The 18,218-nt window shown below is 58.7% G+C and carries 22 protein-coding genes and 1 tRNA gene; 16 read left to right on the top strand and 7 right to left on the bottom strand.

The features are described from left to right. The first annotated feature begins 197 nt into the window (after positions 1–197). The 4 genes from ACR0JW_RS19970 to ACR0JW_RS19955 all read left to right on the top strand — a co-directional run bounded on the left by ACR0JW_RS19970 (position 198) and on the right by ACR0JW_RS19955 (position 3,924). A complete protein-coding gene (locus tag ACR0JW_RS19970) occupies positions 198–1,097 on the top strand; it encodes a LysR family transcriptional regulator (protein WP_170682402.1) in 900 nt (299 codons plus the stop codon). Between the two features lie 163 nt (positions 1,098–1,260). Then, entirely contained in the window at positions 1,261–1,599 is a 339-nt protein-coding gene (locus ACR0JW_RS19965; protein WP_170682403.1) for a hypothetical protein, read from the top strand. After that, a complete protein-coding gene (locus tag ACR0JW_RS19960) occupies positions 1,592–2,818 on the top strand; it encodes an HlyD family secretion protein (protein WP_170682404.1) in 1,227 nt (408 codons plus the stop codon). The genes ACR0JW_RS19965 and ACR0JW_RS19960 overlap by 8 nt, the downstream gene beginning before the upstream one ends. 485 nt (positions 2,819–3,303) lie before the next feature. Then, a complete protein-coding gene (locus tag ACR0JW_RS19955) occupies positions 3,304–3,924 on the top strand; it encodes a thermonuclease family protein (protein WP_170682405.1) in 621 nt (206 codons plus the stop codon). 142 nt (positions 3,925–4,066) lie between these two features. Here ACR0JW_RS19955 and ACR0JW_RS19950 read toward each other — a convergent pair. Further along, positions 4,067–4,142 (bottom strand) — tRNA-Ala (locus ACR0JW_RS19950). A gap of 145 nt (positions 4,143–4,287) precedes the next feature. Then, a complete protein-coding gene (locus ACR0JW_RS19945; RefSeq protein ID WP_170609631.1) occupies positions 4,288–4,605 on the bottom strand; it encodes a TIGR02300 family protein in 318 nt (105 codons plus the stop codon). Between the two features lie 100 nt (positions 4,606–4,705). Here ACR0JW_RS19945 and ACR0JW_RS19940 point away from each other — a divergent pair, with 100 nt between their 5' ends. From ACR0JW_RS19940 to ACR0JW_RS19930, 3 genes are all read left to right on the top strand, one after another. Continuing rightward, complete coding sequence (locus tag ACR0JW_RS19940) at positions 4,706–5,401, top strand: YgjP family zinc-dependent metalloprotease (RefSeq protein ID WP_170682104.1); 696 nt, start codon at positions 4,706–4,708, stop codon at positions 5,399–5,401. A 30-nt stretch (positions 5,402–5,431) separates the two neighbouring features. Further along, complete coding sequence (locus ACR0JW_RS19935; protein ID WP_170682103.1) at positions 5,432–6,079, top strand: GntR family transcriptional regulator; 648 nt, start codon at positions 5,432–5,434, stop codon at positions 6,077–6,079. A 124-nt stretch (positions 6,080–6,203) separates the two neighbouring features. Continuing rightward, the gene (locus tag ACR0JW_RS19930) at positions 6,204–7,334 is read left to right on the top strand and encodes a lytic murein transglycosylase (protein ID WP_170824796.1); all 1,131 of its coding nucleotides are present in this window, start codon (positions 6,204–6,206) and stop codon (positions 7,332–7,334) included. Between the two features lie 4 nt (positions 7,335–7,338). Here the strand turns inward: ACR0JW_RS19930 and ACR0JW_RS19925 are convergent, their stop codons facing one another. Then, on the bottom strand, positions 7,339–8,301 hold the full coding sequence (locus ACR0JW_RS19925; protein ID WP_480714353.1) for an acetyl-CoA carboxylase carboxyltransferase subunit alpha: 963 nt from the start codon (positions 8,299–8,301) through the stop codon (positions 7,339–7,341). Between the two features lie 610 nt (positions 8,302–8,911). Here ACR0JW_RS19925 and ACR0JW_RS19920 point away from each other — a divergent pair. Continuing rightward, positions 8,912–9,745: an AraC family transcriptional regulator gene (locus tag ACR0JW_RS19920; RefSeq protein WP_170682100.1), complete on the top strand. Its 834-nt coding sequence runs from the start codon at positions 8,912–8,914 to the stop codon at positions 9,743–9,745. Between the two features lies 1 nt (position 9,746). Here the strand turns inward: ACR0JW_RS19920 and ACR0JW_RS19915 are convergent, their stop codons facing one another. Beyond that, positions 9,747–10,343 (bottom strand): LysE family translocator, encoded by a 597-nt coding sequence (locus ACR0JW_RS19915; protein ID WP_170682099.1) that lies wholly within the window; start codon positions 10,341–10,343, stop codon positions 9,747–9,749. Positions 10,344–10,416: 73 nt separating this feature from the next. Between ACR0JW_RS19915 and ACR0JW_RS19910 the strand changes: the two genes are divergently transcribed. From ACR0JW_RS19910 to ACR0JW_RS19880, 7 genes are all read left to right on the top strand, one after another. Then, positions 10,417–10,869: an Lrp/AsnC family transcriptional regulator gene (locus ACR0JW_RS19910; RefSeq protein ID WP_170682098.1), complete on the top strand. Its 453-nt coding sequence runs from the start codon at positions 10,417–10,419 to the stop codon at positions 10,867–10,869. Between the two features lie 116 nt (positions 10,870–10,985). Beyond that, a complete protein-coding gene (locus ACR0JW_RS19905; RefSeq protein ID WP_170682097.1) occupies positions 10,986–11,564 on the top strand; it encodes a PA14 domain-containing protein in 579 nt (192 codons plus the stop codon). A gap of 197 nt (positions 11,565–11,761) precedes the next feature. Next, positions 11,762–12,196 (top strand): hypothetical protein, encoded by a 435-nt coding sequence (locus ACR0JW_RS19900; RefSeq protein ID WP_170682096.1) that lies wholly within the window; start codon positions 11,762–11,764, stop codon positions 12,194–12,196. After that, complete coding sequence (locus tag ACR0JW_RS19895; RefSeq protein WP_170682095.1) at positions 12,193–12,858, top strand: MotA/TolQ/ExbB proton channel family protein; 666 nt, start codon at positions 12,193–12,195, stop codon at positions 12,856–12,858. The genes ACR0JW_RS19900 and ACR0JW_RS19895 overlap by 4 nt, the downstream gene beginning before the upstream one ends. Positions 12,859–12,889: 31 nt before the next feature. Beyond that, the gene (locus ACR0JW_RS19890; RefSeq protein ID WP_170682094.1) at positions 12,890–13,216 is read left to right on the top strand and encodes a biopolymer transporter ExbD; all 327 of its coding nucleotides are present in this window, start codon (positions 12,890–12,892) and stop codon (positions 13,214–13,216) included. Between the two features lie 4 nt (positions 13,217–13,220). Next, the gene (locus ACR0JW_RS19885) at positions 13,221–13,598 is read left to right on the top strand and encodes an ExbD/TolR family protein (RefSeq protein WP_170682093.1); all 378 of its coding nucleotides are present in this window, start codon (positions 13,221–13,223) and stop codon (positions 13,596–13,598) included. Continuing rightward, entirely contained in the window at positions 13,595–14,725 is a 1,131-nt protein-coding gene (locus tag ACR0JW_RS19880) for a TonB family protein (protein WP_170682092.1), read from the top strand. The genes ACR0JW_RS19885 and ACR0JW_RS19880 overlap by 4 nt, the downstream gene beginning before the upstream one ends. Before the next feature lie 19 nt (positions 14,726–14,744). Here ACR0JW_RS19880 and ACR0JW_RS19875 read toward each other — a convergent pair whose 3' ends face one another. Together ACR0JW_RS19875 and ACR0JW_RS19870 are read right to left on the bottom strand one after the other, a co-directional pair. Then, complete coding sequence (locus ACR0JW_RS19875) at positions 14,745–15,389, bottom strand: NUDIX hydrolase (protein ID WP_480714352.1); 645 nt, start codon at positions 15,387–15,389, stop codon at positions 14,745–14,747. A gap of 5 nt (positions 15,390–15,394) precedes the next feature. Then, the gene (locus ACR0JW_RS19870) at positions 15,395–15,970 is read right to left on the bottom strand and encodes a GcrA family cell cycle regulator (protein WP_170610884.1); all 576 of its coding nucleotides are present in this window, start codon (positions 15,968–15,970) and stop codon (positions 15,395–15,397) included. 123 nt (positions 15,971–16,093) lie between these two features. Between ACR0JW_RS19870 and ACR0JW_RS19865 the strand changes: the two genes are divergently transcribed. After that, on the top strand, positions 16,094–16,900 hold the full coding sequence (locus tag ACR0JW_RS19865) for an ABC transporter permease (protein WP_480714351.1): 807 nt from the start codon (positions 16,094–16,096) through the stop codon (positions 16,898–16,900). Here the strand turns inward: ACR0JW_RS19865 and ACR0JW_RS19860 are convergent. Beyond that, positions 16,897–18,132: an MFS transporter gene (locus ACR0JW_RS19860; RefSeq protein WP_170682091.1), complete on the bottom strand. Its 1,236-nt coding sequence runs from the start codon at positions 18,130–18,132 to the stop codon at positions 16,897–16,899. The two genes, ACR0JW_RS19865 and ACR0JW_RS19860, sit on opposite strands and share 4 nt — an antisense overlap. Positions 18,133–18,218 lie beyond the last annotated feature (86 nt).

Raw genomic sequence — 18,218 nt, 5'->3', positions numbered from 1 at the left:
AACCCAACTGTCAACGCAAAACGCATTGCAGGACGATCGCATTGCAACGCATTTCGACAGGCTTTTAGGGCAATCGCAATTTCAGATAGCTACACCACGGATTGTTCAATTCCCATCAGGTGTATTTCTCGACAATAGTCACATTTGGTGTACCTTGCGAGGCAAAAAAAATAGCAATCATTAAGTATGTCTACTGAATGAATCTTATTGACTGGCATAAGTTGCCGCCGCTTACGACCCTTCGGGCGTTTGAGGCGACCGGCCGTTTAGGCGGCTATTCTGCCGCGGCACGTTCACTGAACGTAACCACTGCCGCAATTGCCCAACAGGTGCGAAAGCTTGAGGCTGATCTGGGGATTCCACTTGTGCGCCGAGAGGGCCGCGGACTTGCTTTGACCGAGGCCGGTCGGACGCTGGCCAGCACGCTCAACGACGCATTCGAACAGATCGCAAAAGGCATTGATGATGTGACGGTTCAGGAGGCCGCTCGCGGTGTGAGTGTGTCTACGACTGTCCGATTTGTCGACGCGGTCATCATGCCACGTCTTGGCGGCTTCTGGGCGGAACACCCCGGCATCCAAGTGTCATTCGCTGCGGAAGGAAATTCTTGGGACGTCGATATCGAAGCCTTTGACATTGCGATACGCGGAGGCCCGCCAAACCATGTTTGGAGCGGCGCGGCCCAGAAACTGCTTCTAAAGTCGCCGTTCGTATTATGCGGCACACCAGAGCTTGTCAGGTTGGGTGCGAAAAACCTGACCGATGTGCCGTGGATACAGGACAAGAGCATCGGTTCCCAAGTCTTTGAAGGTGTCGTCCGGGACTTCGGCCTGCGCGTCGACGACCTTCAGCTTGTTGATCCGGGGGGATCGAAGTTCGAGCTGGACGCCGCCTTGCAAGGCTACGGATTGCATCTAAGCCCTCTAGTGACCGCCAAAAAGTACCTGGATAAAGGCAGACTGGAAGCTATCGACGTGCCGCCGAAATGGGTGGCCTGCTACTTTGCGGTCTACCGAAAGGGGCGCATTTCCGATCAGGTAGGTGCTTTCTTGAAATGGCTTGAAGTGACGTGCGCACCACTTTCTCAGGAGGCTTGAGAACCTCGAACTGGATTCCGTCCAACGTCATATCGGGCACTGGCCCGTCATTATGTTCACGCTATCGGGCCGGGGGCTGATCAGAGTTGCCTCGTGCAGGATTGGTTTTTTTGATTTCAATCGCTTATCCTTGCCGGGGATCATTTGGAAACAGGAGGTTCACGTGAACAGCTCTATCTCTGATGAGGCGATGGCGCGGCTCCCGTTTTGGGTGACACCTCCGGGGGAAACAGACGGCTTTTTGATCGTTGTTGGGTTTCTTCTTGTCGTTGTCCTGCTGGGTTTCGGCGCATTGTATTTTACCGTGCAAGCCATCCCCGACCGCATGGCGGCAGGCGCGCACAAGGTTCAAATGCAACTGGTTGGTGTGCTTGGGTTGATCTCGCTGTTCACGCTGAACAATGCGTTCTGGATCGCGGCCATTCTGATTGCAGCTGTGCCTATGCACGAGATATTGCCGCTCAGGACCGAAGTGGACCTTTCGGAGAACCACGATGCTTGAGTTGGTATTCTCTGCATTGATCACGATTGTCCCGGATTACCTGTACCGCCGCTACAAGCAGGGCAAGAGATGGGGCCATGAAATAACTCTGTTCAACGTCTGGTATGAATTGCGGTGGGGTTTGACCGCCTGCGCAATACTGGCCGTTACGCTGATCACAGTGATCTTCTATTTTCACCCCTCAACGCGGAACGTGTCCGCCGCATTTCGCACGGTTACCATACTGTCAGATCGCGGTGGCCGCGTCTCAGAGGTCTATGTCGCAAACAATGATGCGGTTAGCGCCGGTGACGCCATTTTCCGGTTGGACACGACCCGACAGGAAGCAGCAACAGATACCGCTCAACGCCGTATAGAAGAGATCGAGGCCGCTTTGGGCCTGACCGCAACAGAAATCGCGGCAGCCGCTGCTGGTGTTGAGGCAGCGGAAGCAGATCTTGCGCAGGCAACAAGCGATCTGGATCGACGCCTTGAGCTAGCCGAGCGGAACGATACGGTTGTGAGCGAGCAGGAGCTGGAGCGGTTGCAGACGGCAGTGTCCGGGGCGGAGAGCCGCCGCGCAGCCGCACTTGCGGCACTCGATGGTGCCAAACTCCGCCAAACCTCACTTCTTCCTGCGCAGCTTGAAAGCGCGCGCGCCGTGCTTCGGGAGGCCGAAAACGAGATCTCGAAATCAACCGTATTCGCTGAGGTGGACGGGGTTGTAACCCAATTCCTCCTGAAGCCGGGCGACATTGTTAACCCAATTCTGCGTCCCGCCGGTATTCTGGTGCCAGACGTCTCAGGACAAGGGCGTTTAATAGCGGCTTTCGGTCAGATTTCGGCCAGCGTGCTCAAACCCGGCATGCTGGTGGAAATCACCTGCGCATCCAAACCCTTGACCATAATCCCGATGGTCGTGGACGAGGTGCAAGACGCGATTGCTGCGGGGCAATTCAGGCCGGGGGACGCGCTGCTGGATCAGCAGGATCGGGCGCGACCCGGCACTGTGACGGCCTTTCTTGCGCCAATCTTCCCGAAACATCTGGAAGATATCCCCCCGGGAAGTTCATGCGTCGGCGTTGCCTATACAAGCCGGGCGAAGGAAATTGATGCCGGTGAAATAACTGGCTTTTCGGCTTTTCTTGCACGGATTGTGGACGGGATGGGTATCGCAAACGCGATTGTTTTGCGCGCACAGACAATTTTGCTGCCCGTCAAGGCGTTGGTTTTCAATTAAGGCTGATCTCGTTGAGAGGGAGGGCTTTGCCATGGGCGGCAATGCCAGCACCAATAACACGTTACTCTCAGTCTTTTTGGGTCGCGATCTATCTGTCATCTCAACTTTGGCTCCACACTCATAACGCGACCCTTTGCTACTAATAAATCCGCTGAATTCTTCACGCCGGAACGCACATCGAACCGCATCGAAGCGACTGCTTATGCGAAGTCGCCATTCTTTTTGGATTTCCTGCCATCTTGTTTTAGCGCCCAAGAAGACGTGGAAATCAGGAACTAACTGAAACCCAGCAAGTTATTTGGCCTTATGAAGAAGCGGAGATGAACCGTCACAAAGCGCACCCAGTGACCTTTTTGGAGAGGCAATGAGGTCACATCTTATTGGGTGAATATGACATACTCTAGAAATTCAACCCCGGCGTGTGCTTGAGTTGATCCAATTCTAGTGAAGCCATTTTTTCTGACAAGCTATGGGAGACCTGTTTCGTGGAAATCTTGATAGTATTGGGCCTGGTTCTGGCAGGTGCAGTTTTTTTGGCGCTTCGCAGCAACAAGCCTGACAACACGATTGCGCGCCCCTGGCAGCCTCGAGTGGGCGAAAAGCCCAAGATAACCACCGGCCCGCAGCAAAGCTCTTCGCAGCTGCCGCGTTTCGACCCAAGCCATACGGTCCCGCGTCCAGAGGTATCGGTATTGACTGGTTCCGCGTATGTAGTTGATGGCGACACTCTGGTGATCAAAAAAACCCAGATCCGTTTGTTTGGTGTAGATGCACCAGAGATGAGCCACCCATATGGAAAGAAAGCGAAGTGGGCGCTGGTGTCCCTCTGCAAAGGACAAAAAATCAGGGCGGAAGTAACCGAGCAGGACACCCACGGGCGAACTGTCGCCAGATGCTTTTTGGAGGACGGTCGCGATTTATCGGCAGAAATGGTCAAACTTGGGCTTGCGATAGACTGGGGAAAGTACTCGGGCGGGAAATATCGATCTTTGGAAATGCCTGATGCTCAAAAAAAGCTCTGGCTCGCAAACGCGCGGCAAAATGGACACATGGGGCTATGGGAGCGATATGAAGCAAAGCAGGCTGCCCGGAAACTGAACAACTAGCTGAAATAGAATGCATCGCCCATGCGGCCCGAATTTGCACAGCCACCGGTACGCGCCGCGAATTGAGCGCCATCAGCGTCTAACTTCTGTGCGGGTCTGGGGGGGTGAAACGAGGGATAACCGAAGTGTCTTCAAGAAGGTTTGGTGGAGCCTAGGGGAGTCGAACCCCTGACCTCTTGCATGCCATGCAAGCGCTCTCCCAACTGAGCTAAGGCCCCATGCAGGTACCGCCTGTGCGGTGGACGGACGTTTATGAGACGGTGCCGGATAGTGCAAGTCCAAAAAATCGGTTTTGCAAAATTTTTGCCGTCTTGCTGATCCGGAAAATGAAACGAGGCGGCCGGGGGCCGCCTCGGGACGAAATCAGTTTTCGTCTTCCGATGACATGTCAGTGATGTCGTCCAGCGACACGTTGTCATTGTCATCGTCATCATCCAGCAGATCATCGTCCAGATCGACATCGACGTCATCGTCCAGAGCGATGTCATCGTCAGACTGCGATTCACGCGCCTTGGCGGATGCAGCATCCTCGGCGTCGGCGGCGATCATCCGGCTTTTGCCGGTTTCCATAACCACGATCTCGCCGGTGTAGGGGCTTACGATCGGGTCCTTGTTCAGGTCATAAAACCGCTTGCCAGTGGTCGGGCAAACGCGCTTTACGCCCCATTCTTCCTTGGGCATGTCAAATCCCCTTGATATCAGGTGAGTCGTATCAACGATTCAGGTCACGTGCCACATGCGGCGGGCACTGTCAAAGCCTTTGCGCAGGAGAAGTTGGGATATGGGGAAACATGCATTGCCCGGGACGCCTCCGGTGCCTTTGACATTGCGCAAGTCGGCGCGGGCACGGCGGATCAGTCTGCGGATTTCCCAACTGGACGGGCGGGTCACGCTGACTTTCCCGCAAGGCGTGCCCGAGGCCGAAGCGCTGAGTTTCGCCCGCACAAAGGAAAACTGGATCCGGCAGCATCTGCAGAACCAGCCCGGTCGGACGCCGGTGGAAATCGGCGGTTTCCTTCCAATCGAAGGGTCCGAGCGAAAAATCGTTGCTGCGACGGGGCGAAGGATCCTGTTGCATGGCGACCAGATCGCGGTTCCTTCGGGGGCCGAGGGGCGACGACTGGCCCGATTCCTAAAGGAACTCGCACGCGACCGGTTGACAGAAGCTTGCGATGACTATGCCGCCATTTTGGGCCGTCCGTACAAAAGCCTGACCCTTCGGGATACGCGGTCGCGCTGGGGATCGTGCAGTTCCGCAGGTGCGCTAATGTTCTCGTGGCGCCTGATTCTGGCACCTTCAGAAATTCTGCATTATGTCGCGGCCCACGAGGTGGCTCATCTGGTTGAGATGAACCACTCTCCGGCCTTCTGGGCGCAGGTCGAGCGGATTTTCGGACCCTGCAAGGATCAGCGGCGGTGGTTGCGCGACAACGGGGCGCGGCTGCATCAGTACCGATTTGAAGCCGGGACGAGTTGACCCGGCTGATATTTGTGATCACATGGGCGTATGTTGACCGCACGTTCCACCGAGTCCCAGACTGCAACGCACGACCGCGTCTATCGGACGCTCAGGTCCCGTATTATGCATGGGGATATTGCCCCGGGGCAGGCGTTGACCCTGCGCGGGATCGGCAAAGAGTTTGGCGTATCCATGACGCCGGCCCGCGAGGCGGTGCGCCGATTGGCGGCCGAAGGGGCACTGACCCTGTCGTCGTCAGGTCGCGTGTCGACCCCGGAACTCGGCAATGACCGGATCGAGGAACTGGCGGCCTTGCGTGCCCTGCTTGAGGTTGAACTGGCAAGCCGGGCACTGCCGCGGGCGCACATGGCGCTGATTGACCGGCTGCAGAGCATCAACATGACGGTTGCGGAAATGGTAACCAAACGGGATGCGGTCGGGTATATCCGCGCCAATCTTGAGTTTCACCGCACCTTGTACCTTCGGGCGCAGGCGCCGGCGATGCTGGCAATTGCGGAAACCGTTTGGTTGCAACTGGGTCCGACAATGCGCGCGCTCTATGGGCGGCTCAGGCGCACAGAGCCGCCGCACTACCACAAGCTGATCATAGCTGCGCTCAAGGCTGGTGATGAGCCAGGATTACGGCTGGCGGTACGGTCCGATGTGACGCAGGGCTTGCGGTTGCTGGTCAGCTAGGCGGCTTATTGCCGACGATACCCCGGTTGCCCCATTCGCGACAGGCGCAGGCCAGCGACGTTCTGGCTCAAAAGCGCGGTCTGCGCTACTCTGGCCAAAACCACAACAAGAGCAGATTTCAGACATGATCAATCGACGGACCTTTTCTATGGGGCTTGGGTCGGCGCTGCTGGCCGCCTGTTCCGATATCAGTTCACCTGCGCGCGCGCCGGCCACACGGATGCAGGCTGTGCCCAATGCAGGCTGGGATGCCTGGGTTGCCGGGTTCAAGGGACGCGCGGCATCTCAGGGGATTTCACAGACCACAATCAATCGCGCGTTTCAGGGGGCTGGATATTTGCCAGGCGTGATCGAACGCGACCGCAACCAGGTCGAGTTCAAGCGCTCGCTCGAGGATTATCTGGCCATTGCGGCCTCGGACGAGCGGATCAGCACCGGCAAACAGATGCTGCAGCGCCATGGCGCAACCTTGTCGCAAATTGAAGCCCAATACGGCGTCGACCGTGAAATCGTGGTGGCGGTCTGGGGGCTGGAAAGTCGCTATGGCGCGCGTCGGGGCGATGTGCCCGTTGTATCGGCACTGTCGACGCTGGCCTACGACGGACGGCGCGGGGAGTTCTTTGAAAAGCAGTTGATCGCAGCGATGAAGATCCTGCAGAACGGCGATACGACCCCTGACAATATGACCGGCAGCTGGGCCGGGGCGATGGGGCATACGCAATTCATTCCGACGTCGTATCTGGCTTACGCGGTTGATTTCACCGGTGACGGGCGACGGGATATCTGGTCGGACGACCCGACAGACTCGCTGGCCTCGACCGCAGCCTATCTGGCGCGCGCCGGTTGGGTGCGGGGCCAGAAGTGGGGTGGCGAGGTCGGAACGGTGTCAGGCACACCTGTCGCAGTGCTGCAGCCGCAGACGCCCGGACCGCGCATCGCGGTGTTCCGCAATTTTCAGGTGATCAAGCGCTACAACAATTCGGACAGCTACGCGATCGGTGTCGGGCATCTGGCCGACCGGATCGCCGGCGGCGCGCCGTTTCAGGCCTCGTTCGGGCCGGACGAGAACGGCCTGACCCTCGAGGACCGCAAGGAGTTGCAGCGTCGTTTGACGTCGGCCGGGTATGACACGGAAGGGGCGGATGGTGTGATCGGCAAGAAGTCTGAAGCCGCCATCAGCAACTACCAGCGGGCCAGTGGTCTGGCCGTAACTGGGACACCCTCGGCAGACTTGCTGCGCAGGCTTGGGGGCTGACGGCTCAGGCCGCCAACCCATTCGATCCGATGTCGAGGAATTTCTGGCGGCGGTCCTTAATCAGGGCCGCTGCGTCTTTTCCTGCCAGTTCGGCCAGCATGGCAGTGATTGATGCACGCACTGCCTCAACTGTCGCCGGACGATCACGATGGGCACCGCCCTTGGGTTCGGGGATGATGTGATCGCAGACGCCAAGCTTGTACAGATCCTGCGCGGTCAGGCGCAGGGCCTCTGCCGCTTCGCGCATTTTCTCGGAGTCCTTCCACAGGATCGAGGCGCAGCCTTCGGGCGAGATCACCGAATAGACCGAATGCTCCAGCATCGCGACACGGTTTGCCGTAGCGAACGCAACCGCACCGCCCGAACCGCCTTCGCCAATGATGACCGAGACCAGTGGTACACCGATTTTCAGACACATCTCGGTCGACCGGGCGATTGCTTCGGACTGGCCGCGTTCTTCGGCGCCTTTGCCGGGATAGGCGCCTGCGGTATCGATCAGCGTGATCACCGGCAGGCCAAAACGGCCAGCCATCTCCATCAGACGTACGGCCTTGCGGTAGCCTTCAGGGCGGGCCATGCCGAAATTGCGTTCAATCCGCGACTTGGTGTCCGAGCCTTTCTCGTGCCCGATCACCATCACCGGCTGGTCGTCGAACCGCGCCAGACCGCCGATCACGGCAAGGTCGTCGGCAAAGTTCCGGTCACCGGCCAGGGGCGTGAACTCGGTAAACAGTGCGTCGACATAATCGTTGCAATGGGGGCGTTCCGGGTGGCGCGCCACCTGACATTTCCGCCACGGAGTCAGATCGTCGTACAGCTCATCCAGAAGTTTGGCCGCCTTGGCGTCCAGCGCAGCAGCTTCTTCGGCTACGTCCATCTCTTCGTTGGCACGGGCCAGCGCGCGCAGTTCCTCGGCCTTGCCTTCGATCTCGGCCAGGGGTTTTTCGAAATCCAGATACTGGGTCATGACGCCTCTCAACGCGGAAGTTCCCCGCTATATGAACTTGCCGCCAGAGGAATGCAACACAAGGCAAGCCGGGTCCTGAACCTGATCCGTAGCGGGTATGGCTGTTTCACAGGCGCATAACTGAATGGCAGATCATCGGCACCCACCTTCGGCATTTAGACACGGTTCTCACTTCCATCCGGTGTTTTTGGCTCGACAGATCTGACTATTGCTCGTGGTATCGACGGATCCCGGATGTTGATGAATCGCATCCGGAATGTCACTGAACGGATCGCTGATCAGTTTCCGACTAAGGCTTGGCCGATCTTCAATTAGGGTTTCAGACCTGGGATCGTTCTGAGCCAAATGCCCGGCGATCATGCCCTGCGTCGGCAGAAGAGTGTTTTTGGCTTCTCTGTGAGAAGTCAAAAAATGCGGAAGCAGCCAAACCGCGGACAACCTAGTGAGTGAGACATGTCATGCAAGTCCATTGTTTTGGGCCATCGTTCGGGCTCAGGATTGGTCCAAGCGAAGATCGTAGCGTTTCAGTGTATTGGTTGGTGAGAATTCAGCAAGATTTGTGGTCGCGGAATATGCGACCCCGGTTAGGCAGGAAGAAGGAAGGGTACCGATGGCAGCCAGTTACGAAGATCGCATCCTGCGCGTTTTGGCCTACATTCATGACCACCCGGCAGGCGATTTGTCACTGGACACGCTGGCCGATGTCGCGGCCATGTCGCGGTTTCACTGGCATCGTGTGTTTCGGGCCATCACGGGCGAAACCTGCGCGCAGGCCGTGCGCCGGATCAGGTTGCATCGGGCGGCGTGCTGGCTGGTGCAATCCGACAAGCCGGTTGCGCAGGTGGCCACTGATATCGGCTATCCCAACCTGAAATCCTTTGCGCGGGCCTTTTCCGAGGCCTATGGCAGCAGCCCCGCCGGTTTTCGCAAGGCCGGGCAATGCCTGCCAGCCAACCCACATTTCAGAACCGGAGAATATCCAATGCATCCCGTCACGAAACGAACCGAACCCGCCCGCCGCGTTGTCGCGCTGCCCCACAAAGGCGCTTATGCCGAGATCGGCAAAAGCTTTGAAGCCTTTGGTGCCTTGTGCGAGTCCCGCCAACTGTGGCCGCAGATGGGTCCTGTTATCGGGGTCTACCTCGACAGTCCCGATGACGTGCCCGAAGATCAACTGCGCAGCTATGCCGGTGCCGAACATCGCGGCGGTGCGACCCCCGATGGTATGGAAGCGCTGGAAATCCCCGGCGGCAATACCGCTGTGCTGACCTACAAAGGCCCGTATTCAGGAATTCACGCCGCCTATCACAGCTTGTTCGGCAACTGGCTGCCTGAATCTGGCGAGGAACCGGCGGATCGGCCTTGCTATGAAATTTACCTCAACGATCCGCGCGACACCGCGCCAGAAGACCTGCTGACTGAAATCTGTCTGCCACTGAAATAGCTCAACTCGGCCACAGCACCGGATAAAGCGAGGCCACCAGCAGCACCGCCATGGTCCAGTTGAAGGCAAGCAATCGGCGCGGGTTTGTCAAAACGCGCGCCATCTGTTGTCCAAGAACGGTCCAGACGCTGACCGAGGGAAGGTTGACCGCTCCGAAAACCAGTGCAACGACCATGATCGCACCCAGCGTCTGATCCGGCGTATAAGCGGCAGTTGCTGTCAGGGCCATGGCCCACGCCTTGGGGTTGACCCATTGAAACGAGGCGGCCTGAAGAAACGTCATTGGTGTACCCTTCACGGCCTGATCTTGCGTCGGCGCGGCATTGGCAATCTTCCAGGCCAGGTACAGCAGATAAATCACGGATGCGATTTTGAGTATCGTATAGCTTACCGGATAACGGTCGAAGATCTGAACCAGCCCGGTTCCCACCAGCAGAACCATGAAGGTAAAGCCCAGCCCGACCCCCAACATGTGCGGGACGGTGCGCCGGAACCCGAAATTGGCACCCGATGCCATCAACATCAGATTGTTCGGCCCCGGCGTGATCGAGGAAACGAATGCAAAAGCGATCAGGGCGAGTAGAAGTTCATAGGTCATGAAGCGAATAATTGCGGCAAAACCGGCAAATGAAATTGCGTTTTGATGCGTGTTTCCCCTAGTTTTGCAACCAATGACCAAGATTGACGAAGTAAACCGCCAAATATTGCGAGAGCTGTCCCGGGACGGTCGTATCAGCAACCTGGACCTTGCTGACCGTGTTGGTCTGTCGCCATCTGCTTGTCTGCGCCGCGTGCAGGAGCTGGAACGTGCCGGTGTCATCACGGGTTATCGGGCGGTTCTAAACCCCGCAGCCCTGGGAGTGGGGTTTGTGGCCTATATCGGCGTAGGGTTGGGCGAGCACACCAAAGCCGCGCAGGAAGGGTTCGAGCGCGCATTGCAGTGTGCGCCGGAAGTGGTTGAATGCCACAATATTACCGGAACAATCGAGTATCTGCTGCGGGTGGAGTGTGCCGACCTGCCGTCCTACAAGACTTTTCATACCGAGGTGCTGGGAACCCTGCCGCATGTGACCTCAATTACGTCCTATGTTGTAATGGATTCACCAAAGGACGTAAGGGCCTGACGTTGAAATTGTGAACTTCAACCGACTTGCGAGGTGAATTTTCACGTCCTAGTGTCTTCGCAATAAAAAGGTCGGAAGGGGAGAAACCCCAAAAGACCACACTCAGGGAGAAGACCATGAAACTCTTTCGGATCGGTGCGCTGGCCGCAGTCGCGGCAGTAATCGGCAGCACGGCCATGTCCGCGCCATTGAAACTGCAACCCGCAAACCCACAGCCCAACGCGAAGGCGGGACTGAATGTGAAATACGCATGGGAGGGGAATCCACCGCGCAAGATTCAGAACCTCGCCAAAGTTGGTTTCCTGTTGAAAAAGGCCAAGGCGGGTCCGCCTTTGAGGGGACTGGATTACCGTGACACATCGGATGGTGATCCTGTCATGACTTTCAACGAAGCCTATAATGTGGCGGCGGAGATTACCGGTTTTATCCGTTTTGACTCGCCCGGCATTTACGAGTTGGAAACCTGGTCCAACGATGGAATTGACGCCTATGTCGGCGGTCAACAGATCGGATATGTCAACGGACGCCAGGGCTGCGAAGCCAACCAGCGCACCGAGGTCGAAGTGCCAAAGGCCGGGTGGTATCCGCTGAATATCAAGTATTTCCAGAAATACGGAACATCCTGCTTGATGATGAAATGGGGCAAAGCGGGTGAAAAAATGAAATGGACCCCGAACAGCGCATTCGGGCGCTGACGCCAAGCGGGGCAACAGTCGGTTGGCCCAACAGGTCTGTTTGATCAGGCATGTCGGGCTTTTCCCAAAAAATGCACGAATTTTCACAAGGCCGCCTGCAAGTCTTTTTCATCGCACCTATCTTGGGTATGAAAACCACACCCCGGGTGCGATCCCCGGGTCAACAAAGTAACTGCTGAACCTTCGGGAGCCCGCACATGTTAATTCGACGTCTCGCGCTAGCCGGGCTCTTTCTGGGGATGCTGCCGGCCGTGGCGCTGGCGCAATCCGATGAAACCTCTGCGGCGGAATTGTTTGTCGAACTCAACACACTTCAGGATATCGATGACGCCTGCCAGATGACTTTCGTGGTGCGAAATGACACGGGGCAAGGTGTTGACGCTGTTTCGTTTGAAGCCGTGATTTTCGACACCTCCGGAGGCGTGGATCGCCTGACGCTTCTGCTTCTGAGGGACCTTCCCGAGGGCCGTATGCGCGTGCGCCAGTTCAACCTTTCCGGATTGTCCTGCGAGAAGATCGGTCAGGTTCTTTTCAACGGTACGAATTCCTGTCAGGTCAACGGGGCAGAAAGCGACATATGCCGGGAAACGCTGACGCTTGGCAGCCGTGTCGACGTGGAGCTACTGGGATGAGCCCGCTGGTTGCGCTGCGCGAGATCGTGGCCCTGGGTGGGCCGGTGGTTGCGATCCTGATCGTGATGTCGGTGCTGACGCTCGCCGTCACGCTGTACAAGCTCTGGCAGTTTGCCGCGTGCGGCGTGGGTCGGCATCGGGTGTTGTCTCAGGCGCTGGCGGCCTGGGATGCGGGTGACCGGCAGCTTGCGCGTGAACGTCTGACACAAAGCCACAGCTACCTTGCTCCGCTCGTGAATGCGGCGATGGACGCACCGGATGCACCGGGCCTGTCCGAGCGGCTGGATGCCGAGGCCGGGCTGGCGCTGGCGGGGTTAGAGCGGGGTTTTCGCCTGCTTGATACCGTTGCGCAACTCGCGCCGCTGCTGGGGCTGTTCGGAACCGTTCTGGGTATGATCGAAGCGTTCCAGAGCCTGCAATCCGCCGGGGCTTCGGTCGATCCCTCGCTTTTGGCTGGCGGTATCTGGGTTGCGCTGATCACCACGGCAGTCGGGCTGGCGGTCGCTATGCCAACCTCGATGGTTTTGTCGTGGTTCGAAAGCCGGACAGCACGCGAGCGTGTGTTCGCTGACAAGGCACTGCGGACCGTGCTGGTTCCGGGGCAGGGCATTCAGGCCGCGACGGGCAGAGCGCATACCCCGGTCGCGCCCGAGCATGCGTAATACCGCACCCTTCCTCCGACGCCCGTTGTCGATGACGCCACTCATTGACGTCATTTTCCTGCTTTTGTTGTTCTTCATGCTGTCCTCGACCTTTTCCCGCTTTGGCGAGATCGAACTAAGCAGTGCAACCAGCGGTGGGGCGGCCTCGGAAACGCCGTCGGAACGCGCTTTCGTGCAATTGGGGGCGACCCGGCTAGCACTGAACGGCGCGCCGGTCACGCCCGAGGAACTGGCGGCCCGGGTCGAAGCGGGTCAGGTTCTGATCAGCATGGACAACGACGCCACAGCACAGCATCTGGTTGATATTCTGGCTCTGCTGCGTGGCCGTGAAGACCTCAGGGTTCTGGTGCTGGAGTAAGGCCATGATCCGCCACATCCGCCCCAGCCGTAAACGTGATTCCACCATCGCGCTGATCAATGTCATCTTCCTGATGTTGATTTTCTTTCTGATCACGGGCACGCTGGCACCACCAATGGACGGGGATCTTGAACTGGTGAACACGTCCGATCTGGCCGGGCGCGAACCACCCGACGCGCTGGTGCTGCACAGCGACGGAACACTTAGTTTTCGCGGTGCTCCATCCAGCGCCGAGGCCTATATGCAAACACATGATGCAGGTCCGGTACGGATCGTTCCGGACCGCAACGCGCAGGGTCAGCGCCTGATCGAAATCACCACTTCCTTGCGCCGTCTGGGGGCAACATCGGTCTTTGTCGTGACCGAACAGGCGCTCGAATGATCCGCGGGTCTGCCCTGATTGCCGCCGTGGCGATCGCGATTTCGGTGATGGTTCACTTGATGGGGCTTACCCTGACGACACCGGCGCTGCCCGGATCTGAGACACCGGATACCCGGCCTGACAGGGTGGCAATGGGCAATGCCTTCGAGGATCTGGTCGAGCCCGTGGCGGAACCCGTCGAACCCGAGCCTGCTGAAACGCCCGAGCCGCCAGAGGAAACGCCGCCCGAGCCCGAACGAACGGAACCGGTTCCGATCACCGAGGCGCTGGTCGCCTCAAACGACCCAAAGCCGGTGCCGTCCCCTGACACCGGCGAAGCCGAAATCGTTCAGCCAGAGATCGCAGAACCGGTCCAGCCTTCAATTACTGCCGAAGAAGCCGATGGTGACGACAAACCCAGTGCCGATGAAGCCAACTCCGATCCGGTCGAGGCGGAAACCGCGGCAGAAGCGCCTCAGGGCGATCCTGATGCAATCGAGGCAGCGGCAGAACCCGAACAGCTTGCCGCTCTGCCTGTCGTACCAGAAGCGGCCGCCACCCCGCCGGTCACGGCCATTGTTCCACCCGTGCAGGAAGCGGTGGAACCGGAGATCGCCGCCCTGTCACCGATACCGGATGCGGCGGAAACAGTTGGAGCAGCTGAAGAATCAGAGCTCGCCGTGACCACCTCAATCAGGCCACGCCTTCCGGACCGGCGACCAACAACGGAACGGCAAGGTGTATTGAAGGGATCGAGGGATTTCAGCGACTTGCGCTTTCCTGATCAGGTAGTCGATTCGCCTTTGACCGTTTATCGCCGCGAAGGCATCGATAGGTTCAGGCAGGGCAGCGGGGGATCGCGCTCGGGCGGGCGCGGGCCTGGGAACTCCGATGTAACCAACTATGCCGGGCAGGTTCTGGTACATCTGAATCGTGCACCGGTTGTGTTTGTTTCGGCCCGAGGTTTTGCGCAGGTGTTTTTCCAAATCGATCCCGACGGTTCACTGGCCTGGGTCGAAATCGTGGACAGTTCCGGCTCGCTCGAAGTTGAACGCGCGGCCCGCGAACAGGTCAGGCGCGCCGCGCCGTTCCCACGCCCGCCCAGCGGAACCAGCCGCAAGCTGTCATTCTTCTACCAGAACAACTGATTACGGCGGGAAGTTGATGTTAATCGAACAGGGTGACAGTCGACCCGTTCGTAAGGGCCGTGAACGCGGCTTCGATATCTGACCGCAGATTCCGAACCAAAGACAGCTCCGGAAGATCCTGGGGCGCAAAAAACGCGACCTCACTTGTTTCCATTCCGGGTTCTGGTGCTGTGACGCTGCTTTCCTCGCACAGAAAGAACAGTTTGTAGAAATCCCGTATGTCCGCCGGATACGGGTGGCGTGCCTTGTGTCGCAGCGCGTAAAGCTGACGTGCGCGGACCCGCAGTCCGGCTTCTTCCCAGACTTCGCGTTCAATGTTTTCCGCCGGGGAACTGCCGATATCGGCAAACCCGCCCGGCATTGCCCATCGTCCGTCGCTGCGTTCACGGACCAGAAGGATTCGACCGTCGCGAATAATTGCGCCGCGAATATCAATGCTGGGCGTTGCGTAACCGCCGGTATGCTCGGATATCAGCCCTTCGATCCGTGACAGCGGGACGTGGCCAAGATCAGCCAGCATGGCGCGCGCCAAAGCGGCGATCTCGCAATAGCGTTCGCGGTCAAAACCGTCCGTGGTAAAGTGCTGCCCGGTCTCGGACAGCGCCAGCAGACGTTTCGCCCGCGCAAGCCAGGTATCCTCCAGCGCGGTCGGATCCTGGCGCATCCCGGTCAGCGACGGCGGTCGCGGCGGGCGCTCATGGGTTGAAAGGCCACGCCCACATGCGCTTCGCAATAGGGTTTGCCCTGTTCAACCGGCAGACCGCAGAACCAGAAATCTTCGGTTGCGGGGTCGCCGACCGGCCATTTGCAGGTTTTCTCGGTCAGTTCCATCAAGGTCAGCTTTTTGGCCTTCTTTTCGACCTCGTTGACCTTGGCCAGCGCTTCGGGGCTGATCTCGTTGGCCGACGGTTGCGGCGGCAGGGGCTGACCGGCCGGGATGATCTGACGACGGGCCGGAATGGCGGGCTTGGCTTCGGCTGCCGGGGCAGGGGCCGGACGTGCCGGTTCGGTCTTAGGTGCAGGTTTTTGCTTGGCTTCCGCCTTGGGTTCGGGGGCTGGTTTTTCCTTGGGTTCAGCCTTGGCCGGTGCCGCGCCCGTGGTCCGGTTCGACAGGCCCAGACGGTGCACCTTGCCGATCACGGCGTTGCGGGTCACGCCACCCAGTTCCTTGGCGATCTGGCTGGCCGACTGGCCCTCGCCCCACATCTTCTTCAGCAGTTCTACACGCTCGTCAGTCCAGGACATCATTTGCCTTTCAAAAGCGGAAAGCGGCCCCGGATTCGGGCCGCCTTGGGAATTCGTATCAGCCCCCTATTTTAATCACTGCAGCCCGAGTTACAAGCTGTCTTCGAATCAGGTTGAGGTCAGATGATGCAAATTCCCGCAGATCAGAATACGCGCCATTTCGGAGTAGTGAACTGGATGGGCCTTTTCACGCTGGCGCAGCGCGAGACCCTGCGCTTTCTGGCGGTGTGGACGCAGACTTTGCTGGCCCCGCTGGTGACCGCGGGGTTGTTCCTGCTGATCTTCAATATCGCTATCGGCCCCGGCAGGCCGGACGTGATGGGTGTGCCGTTCCTGACCTTCCTGGCCCCCGGAATCATGATGATGACAGTCATTCAGAACGCCTTTGCCAACACATCATCCTCGATGGTGATCGCCAAGGTGCAGGGAAACATTGTCGACACTCTGATGCCTCCGCTTTCGCCGCTGGAGATATTGCTGGGCTATCTGGCCGGCGGCATCGCACGTGGCGTATTGATAGCCTGCGTTGTCGCCATCGCGCTGGCGGTGGTCCTGGGGCTGGTGCCGCACCATCCGCTGATAGCGCTGATTTTTGTGCTGCTTGGCGGCGCTTTCATGGGGGCACTCGGGCTGCTTGCCGGAATTTTCGCCAACAAATTTGACCAGATGGCGGCGATCACCAATTTCATTGTCACACCGTTGGCCTTTTTGTCGGGCACCTTCTACTCCGTCGAAGCCTTGCCACCGGTGCTAAACCGCCTGAGCCATCTGAATCCCGTCTTTTATCTGATTGACGGGTTGCGTTACGGGATGATCGGCGTGTCCGACAGTTCGCCGTGGCTGGGTATGGCCGTCTGCGCAGGCGCAACCGGCCTGATAGGCGCGCTGACCTGGCAGATGCTGCGCACAGGATATCGGCTAAAGGCCTAGGCGGCTTCGGCCAGCGCACCCGGCTGCAACGGGACCCGGGGTCGTCCCAGCCTGGGGTGCAACCGTGCCGCTACCGCCCATGCCCCAAACAGGGCAACGCCGCCGGCCGCAAACACGCCTGCAACCGGCGTAGCCAGAAGTACCAGTGAGGCCACGCCCGGCGTCAGAATGCCTGATACGTCCCGGTAGCTGGAATAGATAGCTGACATCTCGGTCCGCTCTGACGGTTTCACGGCCATTAGAAACGGCAATCCGGCGCAGATATCCAGCACGATCAGCCAGACCGACCCCAAAACCAGCGCCGCAACCGACGCAACGGGCCATCCCGCCACCGCCCCGGCGACGACGAAACAGACCCCACAGGCGGCAAAACCCGTCCGAACCGCAGCCCGCAAAGACCGCGCCTGGACCCAGCGCAGAATCAATGGGGCGACAAACAGCATTGCATTGGTTCCCGACAGCAGAATGCCGCCAAGCTGCTCACCCAGCCCGTTCTGAATGGCAAAGATTGGCAGGTAGACCACATAGATCCACCAGCCGCACGAGCGGATCATCGCAAACAGATATCCGGCCACCAGCCGGGGCTGGGAGAAGAAACGAGGCAGAAACGCCAGTGGATTGGTTGCCGGTCCGCGCGCCTTGGTGATCAGTTTGCCATTGCCCAGGCGCATGCTCCAGAACAGGATCAGCATGCCAAAAGAGGCGACCGCGCTGATCACGAAAGGCACTGGTGCCCATAGTTCCATCAGCAATACGCCGGCCATCGGTCCGCCGGTCCAGCCCAGCGCGCTGTAAAACATGCGGCTGGTTTCGCAGCGTCCAAGTTGGATTTTGCTGATGTAATCCAGCACGTAAGCGTTAAAGCAGACAAATGTCACAACTGTCGCCACCGTGTTTATGGCCAAGGCAGTCACCACGGCGGTCGGGCTGCCCTCGATGGCCAGAACAGCGCTGACCATGAACATCACGCAACCGATGGTGTACGCCCAGCGCCGCGGAATGAAGCGAATGATGAATGGCACCATCAGACCGGCCGTCAGCGACACGATCCCCACCAGAAAATACACAAAGGAAACCGAAGACGCGTCGCCCAGCGCGCGATACATCACCAGCGGAAAGACCGAAATCAGAATGCCGCGAACAATTGCCTCAAAACCCGCAAGCAGTCCGAACTCGCGGACCGACGGGGCAGGAGCATGGCGGACCCATTCCGGGATTCGGCGTTCGTGCATCGCGTAATCTCTCTAAACAACAAACAATTTCGACCAGAATGCGGGTCTCGGATCAGGTGTCGTGAAGATTTGCGACACCGAGGTCG

The sequence above is a fragment of the Ruegeria sp. BG6 genome (genome assembly GCF_056538465.1).
This window is presented reverse-complemented; position numbering and strand designations above follow the sequence as displayed.

Coding starts and splice junctions, on each gene's coding strand:
- ACR0JW_RS19970 (WP_170682402.1), top strand. CDS start 198: ATGAATCTTATTGACTGGCATAAGTTGCCGCCGCTTACGACCCTTCGG.
- ACR0JW_RS19960 (WP_170682404.1), top strand. CDS start 1,592: ATGCTTGAGTTGGTATTCTCTGCATTGATCACGATTGTCCCGGATTAC.
- ACR0JW_RS19945 (WP_170609631.1), bottom strand. CDS start 4,605: ATGCCCAAGGAAGAATGGGGCGTAAAGCGCGTTTGCCCGACCACTGGC.
- ACR0JW_RS19940 (WP_170682104.1), top strand. CDS start 4,706: ATGGGGAAACATGCATTGCCCGGGACGCCTCCGGTGCCTTTGACATTG.
- ACR0JW_RS19935 (WP_170682103.1), top strand. CDS start 5,432: ATGTTGACCGCACGTTCCACCGAGTCCCAGACTGCAACGCACGACCGC.
- ACR0JW_RS19930 (WP_170824796.1), top strand. CDS start 6,204: ATGATCAATCGACGGACCTTTTCTATGGGGCTTGGGTCGGCGCTGCTG.
- ACR0JW_RS19925 (WP_480714353.1), bottom strand. CDS start 8,301: ATGACCCAGTATCTGGATTTCGAAAAACCCCTGGCCGAGATCGAAGGC.
- ACR0JW_RS19920 (WP_170682100.1), top strand. CDS start 8,912: ATGGCAGCCAGTTACGAAGATCGCATCCTGCGCGTTTTGGCCTACATT.
- ACR0JW_RS19915 (WP_170682099.1), bottom strand. CDS start 10,343: ATGACCTATGAACTTCTACTCGCCCTGATCGCTTTTGCATTCGTTTCC.
- ACR0JW_RS19910 (WP_170682098.1), top strand. CDS start 10,417: ATGACCAAGATTGACGAAGTAAACCGCCAAATATTGCGAGAGCTGTCC.
- ACR0JW_RS19905 (WP_170682097.1), top strand. CDS start 10,986: ATGAAACTCTTTCGGATCGGTGCGCTGGCCGCAGTCGCGGCAGTAATC.
- ACR0JW_RS19900 (WP_170682096.1), top strand. CDS start 11,762: ATGTTAATTCGACGTCTCGCGCTAGCCGGGCTCTTTCTGGGGATGCTG.
- ACR0JW_RS19895 (WP_170682095.1), top strand. CDS start 12,193: ATGAGCCCGCTGGTTGCGCTGCGCGAGATCGTGGCCCTGGGTGGGCCG.
- ACR0JW_RS19890 (WP_170682094.1), top strand. CDS start 12,890: ATGACGCCACTCATTGACGTCATTTTCCTGCTTTTGTTGTTCTTCATG.
- ACR0JW_RS19885 (WP_170682093.1), top strand. CDS start 13,221: ATGATCCGCCACATCCGCCCCAGCCGTAAACGTGATTCCACCATCGCG.
- ACR0JW_RS19880 (WP_170682092.1), top strand. CDS start 13,595: ATGATCCGCGGGTCTGCCCTGATTGCCGCCGTGGCGATCGCGATTTCG.
- ACR0JW_RS19875 (WP_480714352.1), bottom strand. CDS start 15,389: ATGCGCCAGGATCCGACCGCGCTGGAGGATACCTGGCTTGCGCGGGCG.
- ACR0JW_RS19870 (WP_170610884.1), bottom strand. CDS start 15,970: ATGTCCTGGACTGACGAGCGTGTAGAACTGCTGAAGAAGATGTGGGGC.
- ACR0JW_RS19865 (WP_480714351.1), top strand. CDS start 16,094: ATGATGCAAATTCCCGCAGATCAGAATACGCGCCATTTCGGAGTAGTG.
- ACR0JW_RS19860 (WP_170682091.1), bottom strand. CDS start 18,132: ATGCACGAACGCCGAATCCCGGAATGGGTCCGCCATGCTCCTGCCCCG.